Source organism: Galbibacter sp. BG1, assembly GCF_013391805.1.
In the GTDB taxonomy this organism is placed as follows: Bacteria; Bacteroidota; Bacteroidia; order Flavobacteriales; family Flavobacteriaceae; genus Galbibacter.
In genome coordinates, this window is record NZ_CP058364.1 from 397,522 (window position 1) to 423,792 (window position 26,271).

The following is a 26,271-nucleotide window of genomic DNA, read 5'->3' on the forward strand; positions in this document are numbered from 1 at the left end:
CTATTTTTAGATGCTTATTTTGCGAAAATAATAAAAAATAAGCTTTTCTGTTATTAAATTTTACTTCTATATTAAGAAACGTGTTTTAATCGTTTCTTAAGGAATTTTCAAAAGGCACCCGGTGCAATATACTCCTGCCCAAAGTTACCTCATCTGCATACTCCAATTCGTCCCCTACCGAAATCCCCCTAGCTATCGTAGAGGTTATAATTTTGTAAGGTTCCAACTGTTTAAATATATAAAAATTAGTAGTATCTCCTTCCATTGTTGAGCTTAGCGCAAAGATTATTTCTTCCACTTTGTCGGCTTTTACCTTTTCTACCAAACTCCCTATGTTAAGATCCATGGGGCCTACACCATCCATAGGAGAAATCTTACCACCCAGCACATGATAAATACCACGGTACTGGCCCGTGTTTTCAATGGCCATAACATCGCGTACATCTTCGACCACACAAATAAGTTTTTCTTCCCGTTTGGGGTTCGAACAAATTTCGCATAGTTGTGAGTCGGAAATATTATGGCAGCTTTTACAAAATTTAACCTCACCGCGTAAATGCTGTAAAGCTGTTGTTAAATTTTTAGTCTGACTTTCGGGTTGGCGCAGTAAATGAAGTACCAAACGCAGTGCGGTACGTTTTCCAATGCCTGGAAGTTGAGAAACCTCATACACGGCATTCTCTAATAATTTCGATGAAAATTCCATTACTGCGAAATTACAATTTTAACCTTCATAAATAAATATTATAACATAGTTTTGTATTTTTCAAGCTTGAAATATAATTTATGAAGCCAATTTACATCCTACTCATTATTGCCGCTTACTTCGGTGTTTTAATTTTAATTTCCTTTTTAACCAGTAAAGATGAAGAAAGTAACGACAATTTTTTTAAGGCAAATAGACAATCCCCTTGGTATGTAGTAGCTTTTGGAATGATTGGCGCCTCCCTGAGTGGGGTGACATTTATTTCGGTTCCCGGTTGGGTCGAGGAATCTAAATTTGGCTATATGCAGGTAGTATTTGGTTACATAATAGGCTACCTTATTATAGGTACTGTTCTACTCCCTCTCTATTATAAATTAAACCTTACCTCCATTTATACCTATCTTGAAAAAAGGTTTGGAAATAACAGTTACAAAACTGGTGCTTCATTTTTCTTGTTGTCTAGAATTGTAGGTGCCAGCTTTCGGCTTTTTCTAGTGGCCAATGTTTTACAGGTAATTATATTTAACCAAATGGGCGTTCCTTTTTGGGCTACAGTTACGCTTACCATTATTTTAATTTGGTTGTATACCTTTAAAAGCGGAATTAAAACCATAGTGTGGACCGACACTCTCCAAACACTTTTTATGTTAATTGCCCTCGGGGTGGCCATTGTTACCGTTTACAACGATTTAAATATTGGAGAGGAAAGTTTGGTGAATTACATCTCCTCCAGCGAGCTTTCCCAAATATTCTTTTTCGATGATGTTAAAAGCGCAAATTATTTCTGGAAACAGTTTATATCCGGAGCATTTATCGCAGTGGTAATGACAGGTCTGGACCAAGATATGATGCAGAAAAACCTTACCTGTAGATCCCTAAAGGATGCACAAAAGAATATGTTTTGGTTTACCATTGTATTAACCGTTGTAAACTTTATCTTTTTGTGTTTAGGTTTATTAATGACCATCTATGCCCAGCAAAACGGTATCGATGCCCATAAAGACGATCTTTTTGCGGTACTGGCCAAAGATTACTTGGGAATAGCCGTTTTTATTTTCTTTTTAATCGGACTCATAGCTGCAGCCTACAGTAGTGCCGACAGTGCCCTAACTTCATTGACAACATCTTTTAGTGTGGATATCTTAAACATTGAACAATACGAAGAAAAACAACAAATTAAAATAAGAAAGCGCACCCATGTGGCTTTTTCCTTATTGTTGATATTAGTAATTATCGCCTTTAAATACATTATTCAAAACGAAAGTGTAATCGCTAAGCTCTTTGTTTTTACAGGCTATACCTATGGCCCGCTACTTGGCCTTTATAGCTTCGGACTCTTCACCAAACTAAAGGCTAACGACACCTTTATACCAATGGTAGCCATATTGGCTCCAGTAGTATCGTATGCCATTAGCTATTACAGCAATGCTTATTTTGATTTCGATTTTGGCTTTTTTGTACTGATCCTTAACGGAGCACTTACCTTTCTAGGCTTGTTAATAATATCCAGAAAACCGACACCAGCAGAACGAGAGTTAATTTTTATTACGGAAAACTAAAATTTTTTCTTAAAAGTAAATTATTATTTACTTTTGTACTCGTCATCAAATTTAAAATCCTTAATGAAGTGTTCTCAACTTTATAGAATCCTTACAAAAGATGGATGGTTTGCTGTATCTCAAAAAGGTTCGCACGTTAAAATGAAACACGCAACAAAAAAAGGGATTATAATATTTCCAAATCACGGAAGTCAAGAAGTTGGTAAAGGACTGGAAAATAAAATTTTAAAAGACGCTGGAATTAAAAAATAAAATTATGGCTACTAAAAAAATTATATTAACTGTTGAAAAAACTGATACTGGTTTCTCCGCATATTCACAGGATTACCCAATTTTTACCACTGGGCAATCCATTCCCGAACTCATAAACAGCGCATATGAGGCGGCTGAATTTTATTTTGAAGACGAAAACATTAAATTAAGCAACACCGACATTAAGTTTGAAATCGATTTCAAGCAGTTCTTTAAATATTATAAAGTGATAAATGCTAAATTTCTCGCTCAAAAAATTGGTATGAATGCTACCTTACTTTCTCAATATGTTAATGGAACCAAGAAACCTTCAGCAAAGCAAACTGAGAAAATCTTAAACGGAATTCACCAAATCGGTCAAGAATTATCAGAAATCAACTTATTGCAGACTGCTTAAAACCCGAAAAACAACTTAGGTGATCAAGAAGTTAAAAATTATGACGTTTTTGATTTCTAACGTAAAAAAACCAGCCTCTTAAAAACCTTTTACACACCTATTTGCTTAATACTGCCCGGTAGAAAGCAGCACCAAGGTGCAAGCCACTTCCGATTCGATATTGTGGTTGCGCAACTTGGCATAAAAATCAGGATTCTCGGTACCCGGATTAAAAATTACCCGCTTGGGATTCAACCCAATAATATAATCGTAGTATGTTTCTTGGTTTTTTGCATTAAGGTACAAAGTTACAGTATCTACTTCTTTGTATTTATGCAAATCGGTATCTATGGAAATTCCGGCCACTTCCCCTTCCTTTAATCCAAACGCAACTACTTCTTCCCCAGCAGCAACCAATCTATTTATCGCAATATTACTATATCTCGAAGGCTTCAGCGAAGCACCCATTACCAATGTTTTCCCCATGTGTTAAAATATGTTAAACAATTTATTCAGCTGTAACAGCTTTTCAAATTGGTCGTCTATTCAGTAACAACCTTAAATAAAAATATGAAAAATATGTCAACTCCCGCCAAGCGAATTTTAGCAAAATTGGAAAGCGTGTAAACGTTGACAATCTAAAAGTCTCTTTACCGAGAACTAATCATCAATCAAAAAAAATCAATCTAACCAATGAAATCAATTTTTATGTTGTGCATGGCATTGTTATCGGCCATCACTTATTCTCAGAACAGCGTACCGAATACTAGTTTTGCCAAGATCGGTAGTATCACAGGAATTATCATCGACAAAAACACCCAAGAGCCCATTCCCTATGCCACTGTAATGGTAAAACAGGAAGGGGCTACGGTACAGGGCGGCATTACCGAAGATAATGGGGCGTTTTTTTTAAAAGATCTTGAAGAAGGCACCTACCAATTTGAAGTGCAATTTATAGGCTACACATCCTACTCTAAAAGCGTTACCATTTCTAAAAGCGACCGAAAAGTAGACATGGGAACCATTTCTCTAGAGGAAAATGTTACCGAACTGGAAGGTGTCGATGTGGTGGCCGAGCGCTCCAGCATTGAGCAAAAAATAGACCGAAAGGTGGTAAATATAGGAAAAGACCTCACTACACAGGGGCCAACGGCCAGCGATATTATGAACAATATCCCTTCGCTAAATGTAGACCAACAAACAGGGGAGCTATCCATGCGTGGAAACTCCAACGTAAGGGTTATGGTAGATGGAAAACTCTCCAACGTTCCCGTAGCTCAGCTTTTGAAACAAATCCCTTCCACTTCCATTAAAAAAATCGAGCTTATTACCAACCCGTCCGCCAAATACAACCCAGAAGGGATGAGCGGACTCATAAATATTGTACTTTATAAGGATGCCAATATTGGTTTCAACGGAAATGCCAACGTTGGGGTGTCTTACGAGGAAGAGGCTAAGTTTAATACGTCATTGGATTTGAATTACCGTCGCGGGAAATTCAACATGTACGGAAACGTGGGTACCAACATTGGTAAATACGTAAATAACGGGCAGGTAGAAAGGTTGGACGACCCAGTAACTAATTTTGATGAAAACCAAATACAGGATTTCTACTTTTTCAACAACAACAAATCGTATCTCTATAAAATTGGGGTGGACTATTTCTTAAATGAAAAGAACACCATTTCTTTCTTTACCAATCAGAATATATTTGATGGTAAGGGCCTTGGAGATACCGATATTATAAATTTTGACCCTTCCGTAGGAGATTCAGAACAACTTTTCAACAACGTAAACTCCAACCAAAACGAACAATACAATTTTGATTACAAACGGGACTTCGATAAAGAAGGGCATAACATAGAACTGGAGGTAGATTATAGCAATTTTACCAACGATGAAGACGCCAATTTTAATTTTGAAGGCGAAAATACGCAACCCGATTACATGGATTTTGTAGATACCAGAAGACAGCAAACCATTGCCAACCTAGATTATGTTAACCCAATTAACGAAAAAGGAAAATTAGAGCTTGGTTTGGAGGCTCGTTTGTTTGAAACCGATGTAGACTACTCCTCTACCGGATTTACATTTAACAGTGGCGGACAGTTAATCCCCATCCCAGATACCGAATTTGTTTACGGAATGGATATCTACTCGGCCTATGCCACCTATGGACAAAATTTCGAGAAATGGAGTTACCAGGTAGGGGCCCGTTTTGAAGATGTAAGCGTAAAGGCAGATACCAATAGCGTGCGCAGTTTTACAGACGATTACAAGCAACTGTACCCATCGGCATTTGTTACGTACACACCCTCGGAGAAAAACCAGTTCCAGGTAAGTTTTAGCCGCCGTGTGGACAGACCGGGGTTAACACAGGTAAACCCAATTAGGGAGTGGAGCACGCCACAGATATCCTCTTTTGGAAACCCAAGTTTGCTTCCGCAGTTTACCAACTCCTACGAAACTAACTATACAAGAAGGCTGGAGCATGGTAGCCTTACGTTCGGGCTGTACTACCGTACCATTAAAGACGAGATTAACCGTGCGCTATATGTAGACCGCTTAGACCTTACCAAGCAAATACTTACCTATGATAATTTCGACGATACCGAAGCCTATGGGGTGGAAGTTTCATTAAACTATAAGCCTTTGGAATGGTGGAGCATAAACGGAAGTTTTGATCTCTATTCCCAAACGCAACGCGGTTTAACCGAGATTTTGGCACCTAGTGAAAACCCAACGGTAGACGATATTATTGAAGAAGAAGTAGAAGTAGACAACGTAGCCTACAATTTTAGACTAAATAACAACTTTAATGTAACCAAGAAAATTAGTCTATCGCTATTTGGTTTTTACCGCGGGGAAAATAGGGGCATACAAATGAATGCCAAAGCGATGTACTTTGTAAACACCGGTGCCCGCTACAGTTTTGCCGATGGCAAAGGAACCTTTAGCCTTAATTTTAATGATATTTTTAATACCATGCAGTTCCGTTTTGATGGCGAACGCCCTTACGAACAACGCGGCGCCTTTAACTGGGAAAGTAGAACTATTTATGCCGGTCTTTCTTACCGATTTGGTAGTGGTAAAAACCGAAAAGCACAACGTAAAAACCGTGATAGCAATACCAAAGAAGGCGGCGGAGGCATTATGTAAGGTTATAGAAACCGAGTGCCAGATGCGAGGATACTTTGTACTTGATACTTAATACTTTGTACTAGTTACTGTATACTTTTTTTCAAAAAATAAACCAACCTAAACACCATAGTAGCAGCAACGAGTAGTTGATGGTTAGTGTATAAAAGTTGCTGTTAACGGGAAGTCCGAAATCTTTTTAAGATTTCGGGCTTTTTTAGTTCTTGCCGAAAAGAATCAGTTATCCATTTTGTATAGAAATATTAACTTTTAGTTTCGAAAAAATATTATATTAGTTTCTAGAGACACCTTTTTTGCCAATATTAAATAAGCCCTACGTTGAAAAAATTTCTTTTAACCCTTGTTATTCTAATTTCCAGTTGCAGCACTACCATAGATAAAAACGGGATTTTTGAGAAACAAGAATATTCAAAGCACAATTTAGAATTTTTAAACACATCCATTTTTCTACCTAATGAATATGTTGAAATTGAAATCTCTAAATTAGAAGATTTTCTATTTAATCCGGACAATGAAGAAGTGCCGTTTAACATGGTGGAAATGTGGATGAGAAATATTGAATCTCCGAACAGTGGAATTGCCATTTTCAAAAAAATTTCAGATCCATTGAATTTTCTTGTCATATAAAAAATTCCCTCGTCACATACCTATAAAATATGGTACTTCAAGAGTGCTGCGTTCTATAATTAAAGAACATCTAGATCGTGATGCAGCCCTGTATAACCTCAAATACCATATTGATAAAAGTATTTTTGAGAGCTATAAGGGTGTAGGAATATATAAGTTTGAATTTTCAAGCGATTTATCGGGGGTGGCCTCAAAGAACTTGAGATATTTTGTAGATACAAATAATCAAACTATAGACATCCAAGCACTGCATGTAGGAGATGATGAAGACTTTGATAAGATTGTTAAAAACCTAGAAGTTTACTAGTACCTAACTAATGACTAGATGTAATAAGCTACTATTCAATTCTAAGACTAGAATTGATATACCGATAAAACCATTTTTTATTTTGCAAAATTTAAAAGGTCTCTTATAGAAATAATATTTAGAACTATTTAGAAAACAGATAATTTGTTAGATTTGGAAGAGGGATAAACGTTAGTGTGTTTATATGGTAGTTGTGCACAATTAAAACGAAATGCTAAATGAGAAAAATACTAATAACAATTTTACTACTATCATCTATAATTTCATTCGGACAAAATGATAGACTTGATAAAGGTAGAGTAACATTAGATTATGAGATTAAATATATAACTTCTGAGCATTACCCAAATGAAGAACGAATTCTAAGAATATTTTTACCTAAATATTACGATTCATCTATAAAATACCCAGTTGTTTACACATTAGATGGACAGACATTATTTGATGCGGTTATCAAAAATGTTTCGGTATTACAAGACAAAACTTTTGATGACAACAATATAATTCCCGAATGTATAACTGTTGCTATCGACAATAATAATCGAAGTAGAGACTTAACACCGAATTTAGGATTTAATTCCAACTTAGAACTTGGGGATTTTAAAGAAGGGCCCAAAACATTCTATAATATTCTCAACCAAGAAATAGTTCCATTCATTGATAGTAATTATTCTACTTCTGGGTACAATGTAATAATAGGACATTCTGATTCTGGGCATTTTGTTACTCAACTATACCTTAAAAACGATAATCCATTCGATGGCATTATTGCACTATCAATAAATGATGGCGGTAACTATTTTAGGCGACATATTCCTGAAAAACTTAAACAAGAAGAATCTAAACTTTTATTTATTGGTTATGGTAATATGGACGTTGAATTTAATGGATTAGGATACTTTTTAGATTCGCTAAAACTTGACAATAATAATCTTATGATCAAAAAGTATAATGCCAATCATATTCAGATGCCATTTGTTAGTTTATGTGACGCATTAAGATATGTTTTTTCGGATTACAGATTTTATGATAAGCTAATTGATGAGACATTCAATAAAGAATTTGATTATCAAAATTTTACAAAAAAATATAAAAAAAATATTCTTAAAAAATATGGTGTGAAAACGGAAATAGGTTATGATGTTGATTACTTGTTAAACAAAGCATTAGTGACTGATAATACAACCGTATTTCACAATATTCTTGACGATATTGACCGAACTAAAATTTTGCAACTACAATTTAGGTTTTGGTACTGTAATGAATTTAACCAAAACGAAAGGGCAAAGAAATACTTGTATCAAATGCTGAATAGTGATGATGAAACGGACAAACTTATATTCTTTGCGAATTTGGATGACCAGTACTTGAACTTTTTTGTAAAGAAACTAAAACAACCATTGGAGTTCATTGATTTTGTTGAGCAAGCTAAAGTGAAATGGTCTGAATACACATTGGAATTTAACTATCTGATTTTAAAAACTTTGGTCAATGAAAAAATTAAATCATTCAAGAAAAGGGAATACTACAAATACTGTGAACAAAATTTTAAAGAAAATAGGTATTTCGACATTAAATATTTAAAAAAACTAAACAAAAAATAACTGTGCACAGCAATGGCTCTTATAAAAAGCACTTGCCCAGTCCTCCAAAGTTAATATTTAATTATAAAATTGGCCCAACTGAAACGTATCGTTTATCAAATAACCTACGTTTCTCATATTAACCGTTATATGCAGCTAAAAATGAACATGGAAATTTTAAAAACAAAAATACAGCTTGAAAATGACAGAGTATTATTATTGCCTTTTGAGCATTTGAGAAATCAAGAACTGAAGGAAATAATCTTTTGCGGAGAAATTTGGAAATATATGGGAATGGACATAAAAACCGAATTAGATTTTGAAAACTACATAACGAATACTATTGAGCAAAAAGCCAATGGAACTTGTTATCCGTTTCTGGTTATCGACAAACTTAATAACCGAGTTGCAGGTAGCACTAGATATGGGTATTTGAATAGTGCAAGTCAAAAATGCGAAATCGGCTGGACTTGGTATGGAACAGAATTTCAAGGAACAGGATTGAATAAGGCTTGTAAGTATGAACTGTTAAATTTTGGATTTGAAACTATCGGATTCAGAAGAATTCAGTTTAGTGCCGACCAAGAAAATTTAAGGTCTCAAAAAGCAATCGAAAAATTAGGAGCAAAAAAAGAGGGCGTTTTTAGAAATAATTACATCGGGCTGAAAGGAGAAAGTAGAAACGATGTCTATTTCAGTATAATAAAAGAAGACTGGCCCTTGCTTAAAGCAGAGCATTTTACGGAATTTGGACAAGACTGAAAAACATGCAGAACGCAAAAGCCAGTTATCTACTATGACTATAGCAAATAGGGCGTTCCAAATATTAAGAGAGTTCTATGGTCATTTAAAACATCCCCAAATCGTTGATTTGGCTTTTAGATAAAAAGGTGAAAACAAAACGCAAAAGGTTTGGCTTAATGAATAATCCGATAGGTTTACGTATTTTTAAATGCTACGTTTGATATACCAGACTATTTGTAAACATTTAAAACCGATATTATGACAAAATGGAATTTTAAATTAAAAAATAGCCCAAAAAAACTCGGTGAAAAAATAGATTCCTCACTAAACACAGTTAATGGACTAGTATTTCATTTGAATCGAGATAAAAATGAATCCATAAATTTTAAAATCAGGAAAAGAATTCTATATCCTTGGTACTTATTTTTTTTAAACAGTCTTGTCGTTAATGGAAAATTATCAAAAACAAAAATTGAAAATGAGTCTAACGTAGAAATTTCTTTTAAACAGCATTTTTTATGGATAGCCGTGATATTGGCCGATATGATATTAGGATTGTCCTTATTAATTGTCACGGTTTCTGGAAAGGACAACAATGTTTACACCTATTTAATCGGAACTTTAATATTAGCCATTGGAGTTATTTTGTGGATTAGAACACAAAGAAAATATGAACAAAATATCCAAGAATATAAAACATTGATTTCTCAAGTTTTGGGAGTCCATTAAACGTTTACCCATAATGTATTGAAGCATACTGAATCTTGAATTAATGCCATCAAATGACGGATTTAATACCATTTAAAAAACAAAAAGATGAAAAGTTTATATAAAAGTATATCGGCGATCTTAATCTGTTGCATGTTTTTATTCAACAGTTGCTCCAAAGACGACAGCCAAATCACCTATGATTTAACAGGAAATTGGAAAGTAGCGTACTATATTGAGAACGGGATAAAAATTACAAAAACTAAAGAAAATACTTGGTTAGACATTAACAATGGAGATATTACCGCGAGTTTTGCCGAACCTCAAAATGGCGGGGTAGGAAGTATTTCAGGAATTAAGGTCACTAATAGCTACAGTGGTGAATTCCGAGCCCAAACAAACGGAGAAATATCAATAGGGCAAGTTTTTCAAACAGAAGCGAATGAACCTGAATGGACTGAATTATATAAAATAAGCGAGGCCGAGTACTACGAAATTAAAAATTCCAAACTTCACATTTATTACAATGGGAGGAAGAATGTTATTGTACTTGAAAAAATTAGGCCTTTTTAATGGCCGAATTAAAAATATTAAACAAGGCAAATACATACAAAATGTTTATTTTTACCTAAAAGACAGCAGACTTTAGCAATAATGTTGATACTTCGTTAAAAAGAATTATTTTTTATACTCCACAGAAAACAGATAATTTGGTAGATTTGAAAGGGAAATAAACGCAATTGTGTTTATATGGTAGTTGTACCACATTAAAACACTGGATAATGAAGACGTTTTTTATTAAAAGTGTAAAAATATTAGGTAGCTTATTTATACTTTTTTATCTAGCTATGTGTATTTGGTTCTATTATAGGCAAGAATCATTCATATTCATGAATCCAGTAAAACTAGATACTAATTTCAACTACGCTTTTCAAGGGAATTTTGAAGAAATTAATATTAATGTAGATGACAGTATTAAACTCAATTCTTTATTATTTAAATCAGACATGCAACCACCTAAAGGTATCATTTTCAATTTGAAGGGTGCTGGAGGTAATATTTCAAATCAAGACGAAGCTGCAACTATATACAATGAGGAGGGTTACGATTTCTACGTAATGGATTTCAGAGGATATGGCAAAAGTCAAGGTGCTTATAATAATGATTTGCAAATGTATAATGACGGCCAAGCTGCTTATGATAAATTATTAGAAAGAGGATATAAGGAAGATGACATCATTATTATTGGGGTTTCATTAGGTACAGGAGTAGCAAGTTATCTCGCCAAAAATAACAGTCCCGGACAACTCATCCTGATCTCTCCTTATTATAGTATGAAAGATTTAGCAAGGAATTTAACTTTACCGAATCTAAAATATTTACAATACTTACCGACAGATTTACTAATCCGATATAATCTGGACAACGCAAAACATATAAAAAACATAAAAGCGCCAGTAGCAATTTTTCATGGTACAGATGACAGGCTCATATATTATGGTTCATCACTTAAACTTAAAGATTGTTTTAAACCAAAAGATACATTAATTACAATAAAAGGTGGTATCCATAATGGTTTTGAAAGCAGACCAGATGTAATTGAAGGAATTAAAGAAGTAATAAATGGATTAAAATAACGTGGTACAACACCGGTAACCGTTTCAAAAAAGTCTAATTTTCTAAAAACAGAACAAATTTAAGCCCATTAAAGGGCTTTTATTTTTAAACTATTTTATAGTAACCAACTAAAATCATCTTAGGATCGCTAAAATCTTATTCATCTTTTTCATAAGGCTTCATACTTAAATATGCCCATAATTCACTAAATTTAAGGTATATACAAAAAAGCATTCTAAGATTTTTGGAATGTGATCATTAAAATGCAACCAGCTATGTATACCAGAGTCCTTTTAGTGATAAGTTCTTGTGTTCTAGCAATCGCTTGTAAAAAAGAAGTAAACCAAAACGAAAACGATTACACCTTATACCCGGCGGTGATATTATTACCATGGAAAGCGAACAACCACAATATGTGGAGGCGTTGGTTTCCAGTGGAGATTCCATCGTTTATTTGGGAAGCCTTAAAACTGCCAAAGAAAACTATAAAAAGGCAAAGGATCATAACCTTAAAGGAACCACTCTTTTACCTGCATTTTTAGATGGTCATGGCCATATCTTTAATGTTGGTTTGGTGTCGCTTTTTGCTAACCTCCTCCCACCTCCCGATGGTCCTGGCGCCGATTTTAATACTATTGTAAACACTTTAAACGAATTTAAAGATAGCGAAGACGGTAAATGGTCGGTAAATAAGTTTGGGTGGATTGTAGGGAACGGCTACGACGATTCGCAACTAAAGGAAAAAGATCATCCAAAAGCGGCAGATTTAGATAAAGTAAGCGAGGAACTTCCGGTATTAATTTTACATCAATCGGGGCATTTAGGGGTGGTAAACTCCAAAGGGTTGGAAGCAATGGGGTGGACTTCCAAAGATACACCAGACCCAAAAGAAGGAAAACTGAGAAGAAATTCCGATGGAACACCGAATGGGGTCATGGAAGAAAATGCATTTTTTACGGTACTGGGCGAAATTATGTCTGAAGCAGATGATGAAGTTAATGCAAAAGCGGTTAAATTGGGACAAGCGCAATATGCTAAAAATGGCTATATGACCGCCCAAGAAGGCAGAACCACTCCCGGACAGGTTAATGCCATTATAAAAGAAGCTGAAGCGGGAAAATTATATTTAGATGTAGTTTCCTACCCCGATATGCGCATTAAAGGCGCCTACGATTTATTGGACGGAAATTATTACAACCACAAGCATCAATATAAAAACAAATTTAGAATCGGTGGGGTAAAATTAACATTAGATGGCTCGCCACAAGGAAAAACAGCATGGCTTACACAACATTACCATATTCCGCCACCGGGGGAAGATTCAGACTACAAAGGGTATCCTATTATGGCAGACTCCCTTGCGAATAGATATGTACACGATGCCTTTAAAAATAAATGGCAAATTTTGTGTCACACCAACGGCGACGCGGCTATCGATCAATATTTAAATGCCGTTGAAAAAGCCCTAGAAAATTATAATTACGATGATCATAGAACCGTAATTGTACACGGGCAGACCATCAGGAAAGATCAGATTGAAAAAGCGGCCCAGCTCAATGTGGATGCTTCCTTGTTTCCCATGCATACTTTCTATTGGGGCGATTGGCATGTAGAATCGGTATTGGGGCACCCAAGGGCAGATTATATATCCCCTTGTGTGGACGCGTTAAATGCCGGACTCAACATTACTTCCCATCACGATGCACCAGTAACCTTTCCAAATTCCATGCGTGTTTTAGATGCCACTGTAAACCGCGTGACCCGAAGTGGAGTGATTTTGGGTCCAGAACAACGCCTTTCCGCTTACAAGGGATTGAAAACCTTAACGATATGGGCGGCCAATCAGTATTTTGAAGAAAACGAGAAAGGAAGTTTAAAGGTTGGTAAAAATGCTGATTTTGTGATTTTAGATAAAAATCCGCTAAAAGTAGACCCGTTAACCATACACGATATTAAAGTGTTAGAATCCATAAAAGACGGCAAAAACGTTTACAGCATAAATTAAACGTTTATAATAAGGGTGCACATTTTTTCTTATACTAAAACTAAGGTCCATCATCGATGCGGTAAATTTTAAGATTTAATTACGGTAACTTTTATTATTTTTATAAGTAACTATTTAACTACAAATAGTTTACACAAATAAAACAACAAACCAAAAATCATATCCTTATGAAAAATGCACCGATTCCCAACCCCGTAAACTGGTTCGAAATTTATGTAAACGATATGGGTCGAGCCAAAAAGTTTTATGAAGATGTTTTCCAAACATCTTTAGAACATCTGCCTAATCCCAATGATGATGGACTCGAAATGTACACTTTTCCTTCCAATATGGAAAAGCACGGCTCTGGAGGTGCCATTGTGAGAATGGACGGAGTTTCCCCAGGAAACAACAGTACCATCATTTATTTTGGTAGCAACGATTGCGGGGTAGAACAAGAACGCATTGCTCCCGCCGGCGGAACTATTTTTAAACCAAAAATGTCTATTGGCGAATACGGTTTTATAGTTCTCGCCAGCGATACCGAAGGAAATATGTTTGGTGTGCATTCCATGAAATAGGAAGATCGTGTGCACTATAATAATGGTAAGAAGTGGGCTGAGAATAATTCAGCTCGCTTTTTTGTTATATTAGAAAGAAATGATATACTAAGAAAAGCTGTTGAAGCGAAAAGAAGCAGCTGTTTTAAAAATAATTAAAAGCATAATGTATGATAAAAGCAATATTTTTCGACATGAATGAGACCCTGTTGAACTTAAATTTGCTAAAAGAGGAATTCGATAAACATTTTGAAGATCCGTATGTTTTAAAATATTGGTTCGCAAAATTGCTGCACAGTTCCACAGTAATGGGGATTATGGGCAGCTATCGTAATTTTGGGGAACTTGCTGATGTAGCATTGGAAAATGTATTTTATGAAAACAGCAAAGCTTTGAATACAGAAACAAAAGAAGAAATTCTAGGTGCTTTTAAAAAGCTTCCTGCCTACGAAGATGTAAAACCAGCACTTCAGCTTTTAAAAAACAACGACTTTAGGTTGATTGCCGTTTCCAACTCTTCCAAAGAAATGATGCAAGAACAGCTTAGCAATGCCAATATTATCGATTTATTCAATGCCTATTATTCGGTAGATCGTGTGGAAAAATACAAACCTTTTGAAGACGTATATCTTGCTACCGCAGATAAAGAAGGCCTAAAACCACCGGAAATAGTAATGGTAGCTACCCACGACTGGGACTTGTTTGGAGCGAAAAAAGCAGGACTCCATACAGCCTACATAAAACGGAAAGAAGAAATTTACCATCCCTTTTATTTAAAACCCGACTACCACGCAACTAACTTAACTGATTTGGCGAATCAAATTATAAAAGCAGCGAAGACATAATACATTTAAGCAGACTTGATACAAATGCTAATTAACTGCTAAAACGGAACGTCATCTTCGTCTAAGTCGTTGTTCATGGAGCTGCCAGATACATCAAATTGAAACTGTCTTTTCTTAAAAATTTTTATTAATTTTGTCTTCATATAGATACAGGTAGCATGTATTTTATTGAGAAAACCGTCGAGTTTGACAAATGGATTAAAAAACTAAAGGACTTTAGAGCCAAATCAAAAATTCTTTTTAGAATTCAGAAACTAGAAAGCGACGAACATTTTGGAGATTGTAAATCTGTAGGCGATGGAATTCGAGAAATTCGAATAAATTTTGCCAAAGGATATAGGGTTTATTTCAAAGAAAAAGATGGCAAAATTATCATCTTATTAATCGGTGGAAATAAATCAACCCAACAGAAAGATATTATAAAAGCCAAGGAAATCTGGAGAAAATTAAACAGTTAAAATGAAAACCTCAAAATTTGATATAGCCGATTATTTAGACAACGAAGAAATGATTGCAGAATACCTTAATACAGTGTTGGAAGAAGGTAATAGCAATGATTTAGTGGTGGCAATAGGCCATGTAGCCAAAGCTATTGGTATGACAAAAATAGCCGAAAAAACAGGAATGAGTAGACCCAGTCTTTATAAAGCTTTGTCTGATGGAAACAAACCACAATTTGGCACTATTGTTAAAGTTCTAAAAGCTATTGGCGGACAAATACAGGTTAAACCTACGACGGTATAAACATTAATAAAAATTTTAAAATCCCATTATTTCAGTTCCTAAAACGGAACGTCATCTTCGTCGAAGTCGTTGTTCATGGAGCTGCCAAAAGCTTCATCTGCACTTGGAAGATCTTTGGTTGCAAACGGGTTTTCATCCCCATCATTCATTTTGGACTGGAACTCAAACGGTGAATCGAAATCGTCTAGGTTATCGAATTTACCAAGGTGACCGATAAACTTCAAACGAATGTTCTCCAAACCACCATTACGGTGTTTCGCAACGATAAACTCCCCTTGCCCTTGTGTTGGACTGCGTTCTTCATCGTCCCACTCTTCTATTTTATAGTATTCCGGTCGGTAAATAAAGGACACGATATCGGCATCCTGCTCAATCGCACCCGATTCACGTAGATCGGAAAGCAATGGCCTTTTACTTCCCCCACGGGTTTCTACTGCCCGCGACAACTGGGATAAAGCAATAACAGGCACATTAAGTTCTTTTGCTAAGGCTTTTAAGTTTCTGGAAATGGTAGAAATTTCCTGCTCTCGGTTCCCTCCCTTTTGCGAGCCTCCAGCCGTCATTAACTGCAAATAATCTATTATAATCATTCTAATACCGTGCTGCGAAGCCAATCGGCGTGCTTTCGCCCGCAAGTCGAATATGGAAAGAGACGGGGTATCGTCTATAAAAAGTGGTGCTGTTTCTAGGGATTTTACTTTCACGTTTAATTGTTCCCATTCGTGTTTTTCCAATTTTCCGGTACGTAACTTTTCTGAAGAAAGTCCGGTTTCCGAAGAAATCAAACGGGTGATCAACTGTACGGAAGACATCTCCAAGGAGAAGAACGCCACTGGAATATTGGAATTTACAGCTATATTTCTAGCCATCGATAGGGTTAATGCGGTTTTACCCATACCCGGTCTCGCAGCCACAATAATTAAATCACTGGGTTGCCAACCAGAGGTTAATTTATCCAATTTGTCGAAACCAGAAGGGATCCCACTTAAACCTTCCTTATTGGAAATCTCTTCAATCTTCTTTTTTGCCTGAATAACTAAACTCTGTGCCGTTTCCGAAGATTTTTTAATATTTCCTTGGGTAACTTCGTATAGTTTAGCCTCGGCATTGTCCAAAAGATCGAAAACATCGGTACCTTCATCATAGGCATCCTCAATAATCTCACTGGAAATTTTTATGAGGCTACGCTGTATGTATTTTTGAAGAATAATACGTGCGTGGAACTCTATATGCGCTGAAGATGATACTTTTTTGGTTAACTGAATGAGGTAAAAGTCACCTCCAACGGATTCCAACCTTTTATTTTTCTTCAACTGCGCAGAAACTGTTAATAAGTCAATAGGCTCAGAAGTTTCAAATAGCTGAACCACTGCCTCATAGACATATTTATGCGCGTCTTTATAAAAAGCATCGGGGTGTAGAATGTCTATAATTTCATCAACACCTTTCTTGTCGATCATCATCGCACCCAACACAGCTTCCTCTAAATCAATGGCTTGCGGAGGTATTTTACCTTTTTCTAGCTGAATTACATTAGATTTATCTATTTTAATTCCTTGTATTGGGTTTATTTTTTCCATGAATACGAATGTAAATAATTGTAACCTTAAATCCGGTTAAAAGATAAGCTAGGTTTTTAACTGATCGTCAACAATTTAACTGTTGATAACTTTTGTTTCCTGTTAATAAAGTTAAAAAAAACCGAAGCGCAAACTTCGGTCTTAACATTAAGGTAACAAACAAAGGGAATTAGTTACTAAACACTCCCATGTTTGAATATTTGTCCATGCGTTTTTTTACTAAATCGGCTGGGGATAACTTTTTTAACTCTTCGTAAGTTGAAGAAATCTTTTTCTCAACCGTTTTAAAGGTCGTTTCCCTGTCGGCGTGTGCACCTCCTAAAGGCTCCTTAACAATATCGTCTACCAAATGTAATTTCTTCATATCGGTAGCGGTAAGTTTTAAAGCATCGGCAGCTTGCTCCTTGTATTCCCAACTTCTCCAAAGAATGGAAGAACAAGATTCTGGAGAAATAACAGAGTACCATGTATTTTCCAACATAAGTACCTTGTCTCCTACTCCAATTCCCAAAGCCCCACCAGAAGCTCCTTCACCAATAATCAATACAATAATTGGCACTTTTAGGCGTGTCATTTCTAGAATATTTCTAGCAATGGCTTCCCCTTGTCCTCTTTCCTCAGCTTCAATACCAGGATAAGCACCAGGGGTATCTATTAAAGAAACCACGGGAATATTAAATTTTTCTGCCATTTTCATTAAGCGCAATGCTTTTCGGTAGCCTTCGGGATTGGCCATCCCAAAGTTTCTGTACTGGCGGGTTTTAGTGTTATACCCTTTTTGTTGACCGATGAACATATAAGATTGATCCCCTATTTTTCCGAGTCCACCAATCATCGCCTTGTCGTCTTTTACATTTCTATCGCCGTGAAGCTCTAAAAAGGTATCCCCACAAATAGCTCTAATGTAATCTAATGTATAAGGCCTTGATGGATGCCTAGACAGCTGAACCCGTTGCCAAGCAGTAAGGTTTTTATATATTTCCTTTTTGGTCTTTTCTAACTTTTTATCCAATTGCTTACAGGTATCGGTAACATCAATGTCACTTTCCGATCCTAGAACTTTACACTTATCTAACTGTTCTTCAAGCTCTTTAATTGGTAACTCAAAATCTAAATACTCCATGAGTTTTGTTTTGATAATTTATTAGCGTACAAATATAAAACTTTAAACTATTTAGTCTGCCCAACCGGCACTTTTCTTTTTAAAGAATTCTTTAAAATCCCGTTAGCCAGCACAGTAGACAGAATAATTAAGGCTCCTATATAAAAGCCTTCGCTCATTTCTTCTGATGATCCCAAAATTACAAAAGCTAAAATAATTCCGTAAATAGGCTCCATATTAATGGTGAGCATAACGGTATACGGACTTATAAGCTTCATAACCTTTACTGAACCAATAAAAGCATAAGCGGTACAAATGCTTGCCAAAAGTAATAAATAGATCCAATCTGAAGCAGAAAGCACAAAAAATTCAGCAGAAAACCCATTGGTAAAAATAAGATATAAGGTTATAAAAGCTACCCCACTGGATAATTCGTAAAAAGAAATTATAGAAGGTTTGTATTGTTTGGCAAGTTTACCATTGATCAAGGAAAACGTAGCGGAGAGTAAAGTGGCGATGAGCGCCAAAATTATCCCTAAAAAATAAGATGTCTCGACAGAAAAAATGATATACAGCCCAGCGATAACCAATAGGCCAAATACAATTTCGTACCAAATCATTTTCCGTTTGTAAAATATGGGCTCCAAAATGGCGGTAAAAAATGCGCCCGTAGAAACCGTAGCCAGGGTAACAGATACATTGGAAACCTTAATGGCTTTGAAAAAGAAGATCCAATGCAGGGCTATGGTGATACCCGCAACAATAAAAGTATAAAAGGCCTTTTTCGGCACTTTTAAAGGGAATTTTTTAAATGCGATATAAAACCACACAAATATAGAGGCCAGAAACATTCTAAACCAAACCAAAGGTATTGCATCGATTGTTATAAGTGCCCCAAGCACTGCCGTAAACCCCCAGATAAACACAATTAAATGTAGATAGAGGTAATTCTTAAGTTTATCGTTTAGCATTTTTTAATAAGTAGATCGCAAGGATCCCAAATAAAATATTAGGAATTGCCACTGCCAATAGCGGAGAAAAGTCGGATTGTTCTGCCAAGGTACCAAATACCTTATCGAAAAAAATGAAAATAAAAGCCAAGGAAATCCCCACAGCCAAGTTTACTCCCATCCCTCCCCTTCTTTTCATAGAGGAAACGGAAACTGCAATTATAGTAAGTATAAAAGCAGATATGGGCAAACTCCACCTTTTGTATTTTACTACGAGATAGGTATTAATATTAGGAGCTCCTTTTTTGCGTTGCTCCTCGATAAATTTATTAAGTTCGAAAAGGTTTTTGGTTTCCGCCACATAGGAAACCGGCGTTAAATCGTCCAAATCAAATTCAAACAAGGTATCGAGGCGGTTTTGCTTTTCGAGAATATCATCATTTTTACCCACAGTACGTTTTACATAACCACTTAAACGGTAGGTGCTGTCTTTATCGATCCAACGGATGTTGCTGGCCTTTATTTTATATTGCAATTCATTTCCGTCGAAATGTTCTAAAGTAAAATTATAACCAATTTTAGTGCTTGGTGTAAAACTACTAACATAGATGTATTCGTTATCGTTTATTTGATTGAATAAATTGGTGGTTTCCCTATCTTTATCGCGTCCTCCTTTTAAGTATTTTATACGGAAATCGTTGTAACCTTCACTGGCTTCTGGAACTATAAACATTCCCATAACAAAGGAAAATGCCGCAATAATTGAAGCCCCAATAAAATAAGGTCTTAAAAATCTCCAAAACGAAATACCCGAACTTAAAATGGCAATAATTTCGGTATTGTTTGCCAATTTGGAAGTAAACCAAATGATGGATAAAAATAGAAAAATTGGAAATAAGAAGCTAGCAAAATAGAAAGTGAAATCGATGTAATAAGAGATAATGGCTTCGGTTGGCGCCTCATTATCTATCATCTTATCCACCTTTTCCGATACATCTACCATAATCCCAATTGGGATGAACAACATGATCATTGCAAAAAAGGTTAATAAATACCTTTTTAATATGTACCAATCTATTATTTTCACGTTACACGGGCTGGGGTTTATGTTTTAATTTCAATGGCTGGGTTCTTGTTTTACTATTCCTGAAGGGCTTTCAGCAGAATAAAAACTGCTTGCCTTTTCATTTCAGGTTTCGCTTACAACCTTTTGTCCATTTGCTTTACCATTTTATTTTTCCATTCATAAAAATCTCCTGCTAAGATATGTTTTCTAGCTTCACGAACCAACCACAAATAAAATCCTAGATTATGAATGGTTGCAATTTGCTTGCCAAGATATTCGTTGGCCGCAAATAGATGACGTAAATAAGCTTTTGAATAATAAGTGTCTACAAACGTAATTCCCATTTTGTCAACCGGTGAAAAATCGGCTTCCCATTTTTTATTTTTAATATTAATAGTTCCATGGGCCGTAAAAAGCATTCCATTTCTTGCATTTCGGGTTGGCATCACACAATCGAACATGTCTACGCCTAAAGCGATGTTCTCTAAAATGTTTATAGGTGTTCCCACGCCCATAAGGTAGCGTGGTTTATCCTCGGGGAGAATCGCGCAAACTACATCGGTCATTGCATACATTTCTTCGGCCGGCTCCCCAACAGAAAGTCCGCCGATGGCGTTTCCTTCTGCTCCAGCATTTGCTATATATTCTGCAGATTGTTTTCTTAAATCTTTATAAGTAGACCCTTGAACGATGGGAAATAAGGTTTGTTGGTAACCGTATTTATCGGGTGTATCGTTAAATCTCTTAATACACCTGTCCAGCCAACGGTGCGTCATGTGCATGGAGCGTTTGGCATAGTTGTAATCGCATGGATAAGGTGTACATTCATCGAAAGCCATAATAATATCGGCCCCAATTGTTCGTTGGATATCCATTACATTTTCAGGTGTAAAAAAATGATAAGAGCCATCAATATGACTTTTAAATTTAACCCCTTCTTCCTTAATTTTTCTATTGGCTGATAAAGAGTAAACCTGGTACCCGCCACTATCGGTTAGGATGTTTCTATCCCAGTTCATAAACTTATGCAATCCGCCAGCAGCTTCAAGAATATCTATTTGCGGACGTAGGTATAGATGATAGGTATTCCCAAGAATAATATCTGGATTTATATCTTCCTTCAACTCCCTTTGGTGCACTCCTTTAACCGAAGCCACGGTTCCCACCGGCATAAAAATAGGGGTTTCTATCTCCCCATGATCGGTTGTAACCACCCCTGCCCTAGCCTTACTACCAGCGTCTTTTCCTATTAACTTAAAATCCATTTATTACCAATATTGTGTATAAGATGCCTTTATCTATTCCGAAGAAAACACCCTAAATACCTGTCTTTTAAAACGTGCAAATATAGTCAAGAAAATGCCTTTAACTTCCTAATAACCCCTTAAAATCTTACATTTAAAACAAAACAGCCAAATATGTGTACAAATTTACTTTGCTATGGTTTTTTAAAGGTTTATTTTTGTTTGAGATAATTAATTAACAATTACAAATGCCAGATACACAACAATTAAACGAAATAACAACCCAAGTAAGAAGGGATATTGTAAGAATGGTGCATAATGTAAATTCTGGCCACCCTGGAGGTTCTTTAGGATGTACAGAATTTTTTGTAGCACTTTATAACGAAATAATGGAGCTCGATACAGATTTTAAAATGGATGGTATCGGCGAAGATTTATTCTTTTTATCAAACGGACATATTTCTCCAGTTTTTTATAGTGTTTTAGCTAGAAGGGGATACTTCCCAGTTAAAGAACTCAACACTTTTAGATTAATAGATTCCCGTTTACAGGGGCATCCAACCACCCACGAAGGCTTACCAGGTATTCGTATCGCATCGGGTTCTCTTGGCCAAGGTATGTCTGTAGCCATCGGGGCCGCACTTGCCAAAAAACTCAATAAAGACAACCATATTGTTTACAGTTTACATGGAGATGGCGAGTTGCAAGAAGGACAAAATTGGGAAGCTATTATGTATGCCGCCGGAAACAAAGTGGATAACTTAATTTCTACCATTGATTATAACGGACAACAAATTGATGGCGCCACCAACGATGTACTTCCGCTGGGAGATCTTAAAGGAAAATTTGAAGCTTTCGGTTGGGATGTCATGGAAATTGAAAAAGGGAACGATATCGAAGCAGTTATTGCCGGGTTAAAAGAAGCCAAAAGCAGAACCGGAAAAGGAAAGCCAGTATGTATTCTTTTACATACCGTTATGGGTAATGGAGTAGATTTTATGATGGGTACCCATGCTTGGCACGGAAAAGCGCCAAACGACGAGCAATTGGAAAAAGCATTGGCTCAAAATCCTGAAACCTTAGGAGACTACTAAGCCTTTCTATTCAACTGATTGTAAAACACAGAAAATTATAAAATGAAAAAATATACATATACAGAAAAAATAGATACACGAAGCGGTTTTGGTGCCGGACTCACAGAATTGGGGAGAACCAATCCAGATGTTGTAGCCTTATGTGCCGATTTGGTAGGTTCTTTAAAAATGCAGGATTTTATCGATGAAAATCCAGATCGTTTCTTTCAAATAGGAATTGCTGAAGCTAATATGATGGGGATCGCCGCCGGATTAACCATTGGAGGTAAAATCCCTTTTACAGGAACCTTTGCAAATTTCTCTACAGGAAGGGTATACGACCAGATCAGGCAATCTATCGCTTATTCTGATAAAAACGTGAAAATCTGTGCTTCCCATGCGGGATTAACGCTTGGGGAAGATGGAGCTACGCACCAGATTTTGGAAGATATCGGACTTATGAAAATGTTGCCAGGGATGACGGTTATCAATCCATGTGATTTTAACCAAACTAAAGCGGCTACCATAGCTATTGCCGAGCACCATGGACCGGTTTATTTACGTTTTGGCCGCCCTGCAGTACCGAACTTCACGCCAGCCGATCAAAAATTTGAAATCGGGAAAGCCGTTAAAATAAACGATGGAACCGATGTTACTATTATCGCTACTGGACATTTGGTTTGGGAAGCCATTCTAGCAGGGGAAAAATTAGCAGAACAAGGTATTTCTGCGGATATATTGGATATTCATACCATAAAACCTTTAGATGAAGAAGCTATATTGGCTTCCGTAGGGAAAACAGGATGTGTGGTTACTGCTGAGGAACATAACTTCTTAGGCGGGTTGGGAGAAAGTGTCGCCAGAACACTTGCCACCAACACCCCTGCCCCACAGGAATTTGTTGCCACCCAAGATACTTTTGGGGAAAGTGGCACCCCTGCGCAATTAATGGATAAGTACGGTTTAAATAGTGAAGCTATTGTTAAAGCTGTTACAAAAGTGTTAAAAAGAAAATAAATAAAGTAATTCTTAGTTTATACACTTAATTAACAATTTAAAAATAAACAGACAAAATGAAGAAATCACTTTTAATAATTTGCTTATTGGCAGGCTTTACAAGCTTTGCTCAATCGGGCTCTGGATTTGGTGTAAAAGGGGGATTAAACTTTAACTCCAATGGAGATGCCGAAGTTTTTGAGGACACCCGAAATATCGGTTCCGATTCACAAATTGGTTTTCACCTAGGTGGATTTGGAAAAGTGGACTTTGGAACACTGTATTTTAGACCTGAGTTGGTGTATACCAAAACAAACTCTGATTATGATGGCGATAAGTTTGAAATGAAAAAATTAGACGCTCCTTTGTTATTAGGTCTTAATCTTATAGGGCCACTTCACATCTTTGCCGGACCTTCGTTGCAATATATTCTTGACACCGATTTGGAAGGTGTTACCCTCAACGATGTGGAAAACGACTTTACCGTGGGATTAAACATGGGTGTAGGAGTTAACCTTGGTGAGAAACTGGGAATAGATTTGCGTTATGAAAGAGGATTTAGTGATAATGAAGCTGAATTTGTAGGCTTGAATGGAAGCGGAAGAATAGACACTAGACCTTCCCAACTCATTTTAAGTGCGTCTTTAAAATTATAATTGAAGTACGTATTCAAAAAAAATCCAGTGGGGTAACCGCTGGATTTTTTTTATCCATAAACATCGTATCGCCTAAAATATACCAGAAATTAACTTGCTCCAGCATCAGGTTAACAAAGCAAACCGTAAACACCATCAAGACTTGCATAACCTTTCTTATTTCTGGAATACCTGATTTTTACACATCTTTAAATATGTTTTAGCAAAATAGTTTAATTCCTTCATCTATGGTAGGTCTTAAAGTTTAAAAAAAATAACATAAAAAAAACCTGCGAAGCTTTAAAACTTCGCAGGTTGTATTTTTTAAAAACAATCTATCTCTATTTATAAATTACCCAATCTGATTATCTGGATCTAAGTAATCTGGAACACCGTCACCATCGCTATCGTCTGGAATTCCATCTCCATCTACATCGTATTCAAATTCGGTTAAGATCCCATCGCCATCATCATCGGCATCAAAATAATTAGGTATTCCGTCTTCATCGGTATCATCGTCGCGAGGATCCCCATTTCCGTCCACATCTTCCATATGAGAAGGGATTCCGTCTGGCGAGGAGATATTCCCGGAAGCTGTTTGTATGATATCTTGGTCTAAATCATTAAACTGTAGCATGTCGGACTTAAATATGAGCGGGCTGTAAGTGGGGATTTGAGTACCGGGAGGAGGTGAACTAAAATAAGCTAAACCTGAGGGTAAAAAAACAGCGCCAATTCCATAATCGTTATTCCATTTAATAGTACCATCAACATTCTCATCAAAGCCTGAAGCACTCCGAAGTTTAACGAGAAAATCTCCATAACCAACCACTACCCCCAAACTACTAAAAGAGGTTTCAACATTAGACTCATCGAAAACTTCTCCATCTAAATAACTACCCTCGTACCTCACAAGAACTTGTTGCCCCAATTGTGGCTTAGGGTTGGTTTTTGGGCCTTGTCTTGCGATCAAATAATAAAAGGTATGAGGCACATCCCTAAAATCTACCACGGTATCCGTTACCTGTTCAATCAAAGGGGTTTTATTGGCATTGTCTCCAGCAATGGTATCGAAGACTATTTTATAATCAAAATCCGCCGACGGACTAGCAAATTCTTCATAATTATAAAAATGTGTTTGAAGGTAAAGTTGTATCTCGGCATCATCCTCGGCTTCCACCTCAGCCACGTCCCTTTCTTCAAAGCCATCCCCTCTATCATCATCATTGTTGCAAGCAAAAAATGCGCAGGCAACAATAAACACAGGTACTAAATATTTTAATTTCATCAATCTTGCTTTTTCAGTCTATATTATTATATTCCACAATTTCAGGTGCGCAAGATACTATTTTCTAGTATTTTTGCTTTATCCATTAACGAAATTTTTTAATTAGTGTTATGCGTATTGACAAGTATTTATGGTGTATTCGATATTATAAAACTCGTAATATGGCTACAGAAGCCTGCAAAAAGGGCCATGTAAAAATAAACGATCAAAAAGTAAAACCCTCTAGGGATGTTTTTCCCGCGGATAAAATAGAGTTACGGAAAAACCAGATTAACTATCAAATAAAAGTTTTAGACATTCCAGAAAGCCGTGTGGGAGCTAAATTGGTGGATATTTACAGAAAAGACACCACTCCCGAAGAAGCTTTCGACCATGTGGATTTACTAAAGTATTCCAAAGACTATTACAGAAAAAAAGGAACCGGAAGACCTACAAAAAAAGACCGACGGGATATTGATGATTATTTGGAGGATTAGTTTTTACATCTTTTCAATTCTATTGTTTCCCCAGTTTACAAACCTTTAAATTCTGACAAAAACGAATATCTTTTTCACCCCAAACTTCCT

General features: G+C 36.2%; 28 protein-coding genes. 20 read left to right on the forward strand and 8 right to left on the reverse strand.

All coding sequences use genetic code 11. The features are described from left to right. Positions 1-85: 85 nt before the first annotated feature. Positions 86-706: a recombination mediator RecR gene (gene recR / locus HX109_RS01720; protein ID WP_178949498.1), complete on the reverse strand. Its 621-nt coding sequence runs from the start codon at positions 704-706 to the stop codon at positions 86-88. An 80-nt stretch (positions 707-786) separates the two neighbouring features. On the opposite strand from recR, the gene HX109_RS01725 reads away from it, so the two are divergent. The 3 genes from HX109_RS01725 (at position 787) to HX109_RS01735 (ending at position 2,914) form a co-directional block, all read left to right on the forward strand. Then, positions 787-2,265 carry a sodium:solute symporter gene (locus HX109_RS01725; protein WP_178949499.1) on the forward strand — a complete coding sequence of 493 codons (1,479 nt, stop codon included), beginning with the start codon at positions 787-789 and terminating at the stop codon, positions 2,263-2,265. 63 nt (positions 2,266-2,328) lie between these two features. After that, positions 2,329-2,517, forward strand: a complete 189-nt coding sequence (locus HX109_RS01730) for a type II toxin-antitoxin system HicA family toxin (RefSeq protein WP_178949500.1) — start codon at positions 2,329-2,331, stop codon at positions 2,515-2,517. A 4-nt stretch (positions 2,518-2,521) separates the two neighbouring features. Then, complete coding sequence (locus HX109_RS01735) at positions 2,522-2,914, forward strand: helix-turn-helix domain-containing protein (RefSeq protein ID WP_255462736.1); 393 nt, start codon at positions 2,522-2,524, stop codon at positions 2,912-2,914. Positions 2,915-3,019: 105 nt separating this feature from the next. Here the strand turns inward: HX109_RS01735 and HX109_RS01740 are convergent, their stop codons facing one another. Further along, on the reverse strand, positions 3,020-3,379 hold the full coding sequence (locus HX109_RS01740; RefSeq protein WP_178949501.1) for a CoA-binding protein: 360 nt from the start codon (positions 3,377-3,379) through the stop codon (positions 3,020-3,022). 207 nt (positions 3,380-3,586) lie between these two features. On the opposite strand from HX109_RS01740, the gene HX109_RS01745 reads away from it, so the two are divergent. The 13 genes from HX109_RS01745 (at position 3,587) to HX109_RS01805 (ending at position 15,771) form a co-directional block, all read left to right on the forward strand. After that, positions 3,587-6,052: a TonB-dependent receptor domain-containing protein gene (locus HX109_RS01745; protein ID WP_178949502.1), complete on the forward strand. Its 2,466-nt coding sequence runs from the start codon at positions 3,587-3,589 to the stop codon at positions 6,050-6,052. A gap of 318 nt (positions 6,053-6,370) precedes the next feature. Further along, positions 6,371-6,679, forward strand: coding sequence for a hypothetical protein (locus HX109_RS01750; RefSeq protein WP_178949503.1), 309 nt, complete (start codon positions 6,371-6,373; stop codon positions 6,677-6,679). Between the two features lie 43 nt (positions 6,680-6,722). After that, complete coding sequence (locus HX109_RS01755; RefSeq protein ID WP_178949504.1) at positions 6,723-6,986, forward strand: hypothetical protein; 264 nt, start codon at positions 6,723-6,725, stop codon at positions 6,984-6,986. A gap of 218 nt (positions 6,987-7,204) precedes the next feature. Beyond that, complete coding sequence (locus tag HX109_RS01760; protein ID WP_178949505.1) at positions 7,205-8,590, forward strand: alpha/beta hydrolase; 1,386 nt, start codon at positions 7,205-7,207, stop codon at positions 8,588-8,590. A 147-nt stretch (positions 8,591-8,737) separates the two neighbouring features. Next, positions 8,738-9,331, forward strand: a complete 594-nt coding sequence (locus HX109_RS01765) for a GNAT family N-acetyltransferase (protein ID WP_255462737.1) — start codon at positions 8,738-8,740, stop codon at positions 9,329-9,331. Positions 9,332-9,571: 240 nt separating this feature from the next. Next, complete coding sequence (locus HX109_RS01770; protein WP_178949507.1) at positions 9,572-10,042, forward strand: DUF423 domain-containing protein; 471 nt, start codon at positions 9,572-9,574, stop codon at positions 10,040-10,042. An 87-nt stretch (positions 10,043-10,129) separates the two neighbouring features. Next, positions 10,130-10,594 (forward strand): hypothetical protein, encoded by a 465-nt coding sequence (locus tag HX109_RS01775; RefSeq protein WP_178949508.1) that lies wholly within the window; start codon positions 10,130-10,132, stop codon positions 10,592-10,594. A gap of 317 nt (positions 10,595-10,911) precedes the next feature. Then, a complete protein-coding gene (locus tag HX109_RS01780; RefSeq protein ID WP_178949509.1) occupies positions 10,912-11,658 on the forward strand; it encodes an alpha/beta hydrolase in 747 nt (248 codons plus the stop codon). A 371-nt stretch (positions 11,659-12,029) separates the two neighbouring features. Next, a complete protein-coding gene (locus tag HX109_RS01785; RefSeq protein WP_255462738.1) occupies positions 12,030-13,643 on the forward strand; it encodes an amidohydrolase in 1,614 nt (537 codons plus the stop codon). A gap of 167 nt (positions 13,644-13,810) precedes the next feature. Continuing rightward, positions 13,811-14,203 carry a VOC family protein gene (locus HX109_RS01790; protein WP_178949510.1) on the forward strand — a complete coding sequence of 131 codons (393 nt, stop codon included), beginning with the start codon at positions 13,811-13,813 and terminating at the stop codon, positions 14,201-14,203. Positions 14,204-14,352: 149 nt separating this feature from the next. After that, positions 14,353-15,027, forward strand: coding sequence for a haloacid dehalogenase type II (locus tag HX109_RS01795; protein ID WP_178949511.1), 675 nt, complete (start codon positions 14,353-14,355; stop codon positions 15,025-15,027). Between the two features lie 158 nt (positions 15,028-15,185). After that, the gene (locus HX109_RS01800) at positions 15,186-15,485 is read left to right on the forward strand and encodes a type II toxin-antitoxin system RelE/ParE family toxin (RefSeq protein ID WP_178949512.1); all 300 of its coding nucleotides are present in this window, start codon (positions 15,186-15,188) and stop codon (positions 15,483-15,485) included. Between the two features lies 1 nt (position 15,486). Further along, the gene (locus tag HX109_RS01805) at positions 15,487-15,771 is read left to right on the forward strand and encodes an addiction module antidote protein (RefSeq protein ID WP_178949513.1); all 285 of its coding nucleotides are present in this window, start codon (positions 15,487-15,489) and stop codon (positions 15,769-15,771) included. Between the two features lie 38 nt (positions 15,772-15,809). Here the strand turns inward: HX109_RS01805 and dnaB are convergent, their stop codons facing one another. The 5 genes from dnaB to tgt form a co-directional block, all read right to left on the reverse strand. Beyond that, the gene (dnaB, locus tag HX109_RS01810) at positions 15,810-17,351 is read right to left on the reverse strand and encodes a replicative DNA helicase (RefSeq protein ID WP_178949514.1); all 1,542 of its coding nucleotides are present in this window, start codon (positions 17,349-17,351) and stop codon (positions 15,810-15,812) included. Positions 17,352-17,520: 169 nt separating this feature from the next. Next, positions 17,521-18,474, reverse strand: coding sequence for an acetyl-CoA carboxylase carboxyltransferase subunit alpha (locus tag HX109_RS01815; protein ID WP_178949515.1), 954 nt, complete (start codon positions 18,472-18,474; stop codon positions 17,521-17,523). Positions 18,475-18,521: 47 nt separating this feature from the next. Beyond that, positions 18,522-19,424 (reverse strand): DMT family transporter, encoded by a 903-nt coding sequence (locus tag HX109_RS01820; RefSeq protein ID WP_178949516.1) that lies wholly within the window; start codon positions 19,422-19,424, stop codon positions 18,522-18,524. Next, complete coding sequence (locus HX109_RS01825) at positions 19,411-20,490, reverse strand: LptF/LptG family permease (RefSeq protein WP_178949517.1); 1,080 nt, start codon at positions 20,488-20,490, stop codon at positions 19,411-19,413. Before HX109_RS01825 ends, HX109_RS01820 begins: the two co-directional genes overlap by 14 nt. A 113-nt stretch (positions 20,491-20,603) precedes the next feature. Next, complete coding sequence (gene tgt, locus HX109_RS01830; RefSeq protein WP_178949518.1) at positions 20,604-21,734, reverse strand: tRNA guanosine(34) transglycosylase Tgt; 1,131 nt, start codon at positions 21,732-21,734, stop codon at positions 20,604-20,606. Positions 21,735-21,961: 227 nt separating this feature from the next. Here tgt and HX109_RS01835 point away from each other — a divergent pair, with 227 nt between their 5' ends. From HX109_RS01835 to HX109_RS01845, 3 genes are read left to right on the forward strand one after another with little or no spacing between them, the layout of a single operon-like run. Next, positions 21,962-22,807 carry a transketolase gene (locus tag HX109_RS01835; protein ID WP_178949519.1) on the forward strand — a complete coding sequence of 282 codons (846 nt, stop codon included), beginning with the start codon at positions 21,962-21,964 and terminating at the stop codon, positions 22,805-22,807. Between the two features lie 42 nt (positions 22,808-22,849). Beyond that, on the forward strand, positions 22,850-23,803 hold the full coding sequence (locus HX109_RS01840; protein WP_178949520.1) for a transketolase family protein: 954 nt from the start codon (positions 22,850-22,852) through the stop codon (positions 23,801-23,803). A 56-nt stretch (positions 23,804-23,859) separates the two neighbouring features. Further along, a complete protein-coding gene (locus HX109_RS01845; protein WP_178949521.1) occupies positions 23,860-24,438 on the forward strand; it encodes a porin family protein in 579 nt (192 codons plus the stop codon). Positions 24,439-24,769: 331 nt separating this feature from the next. Here the strand turns inward: HX109_RS01845 and HX109_RS01850 are convergent, their stop codons facing one another. Then, positions 24,770-25,705, reverse strand: a complete 936-nt coding sequence (locus tag HX109_RS01850; RefSeq protein ID WP_178949522.1) for an FKBP-type peptidyl-prolyl cis-trans isomerase — start codon at positions 25,703-25,705, stop codon at positions 24,770-24,772. A 110-nt stretch (positions 25,706-25,815) separates the two neighbouring features. Between HX109_RS01850 and HX109_RS01855 the strand changes: the two genes are divergently transcribed. Beyond that, positions 25,816-26,181 carry an RNA-binding S4 domain-containing protein gene (locus HX109_RS01855; protein ID WP_178949523.1) on the forward strand — a complete coding sequence of 122 codons (366 nt, stop codon included), beginning with the start codon at positions 25,816-25,818 and terminating at the stop codon, positions 26,179-26,181. The last annotated feature ends 90 nt before the right edge of the window (positions 26,182-26,271 follow it).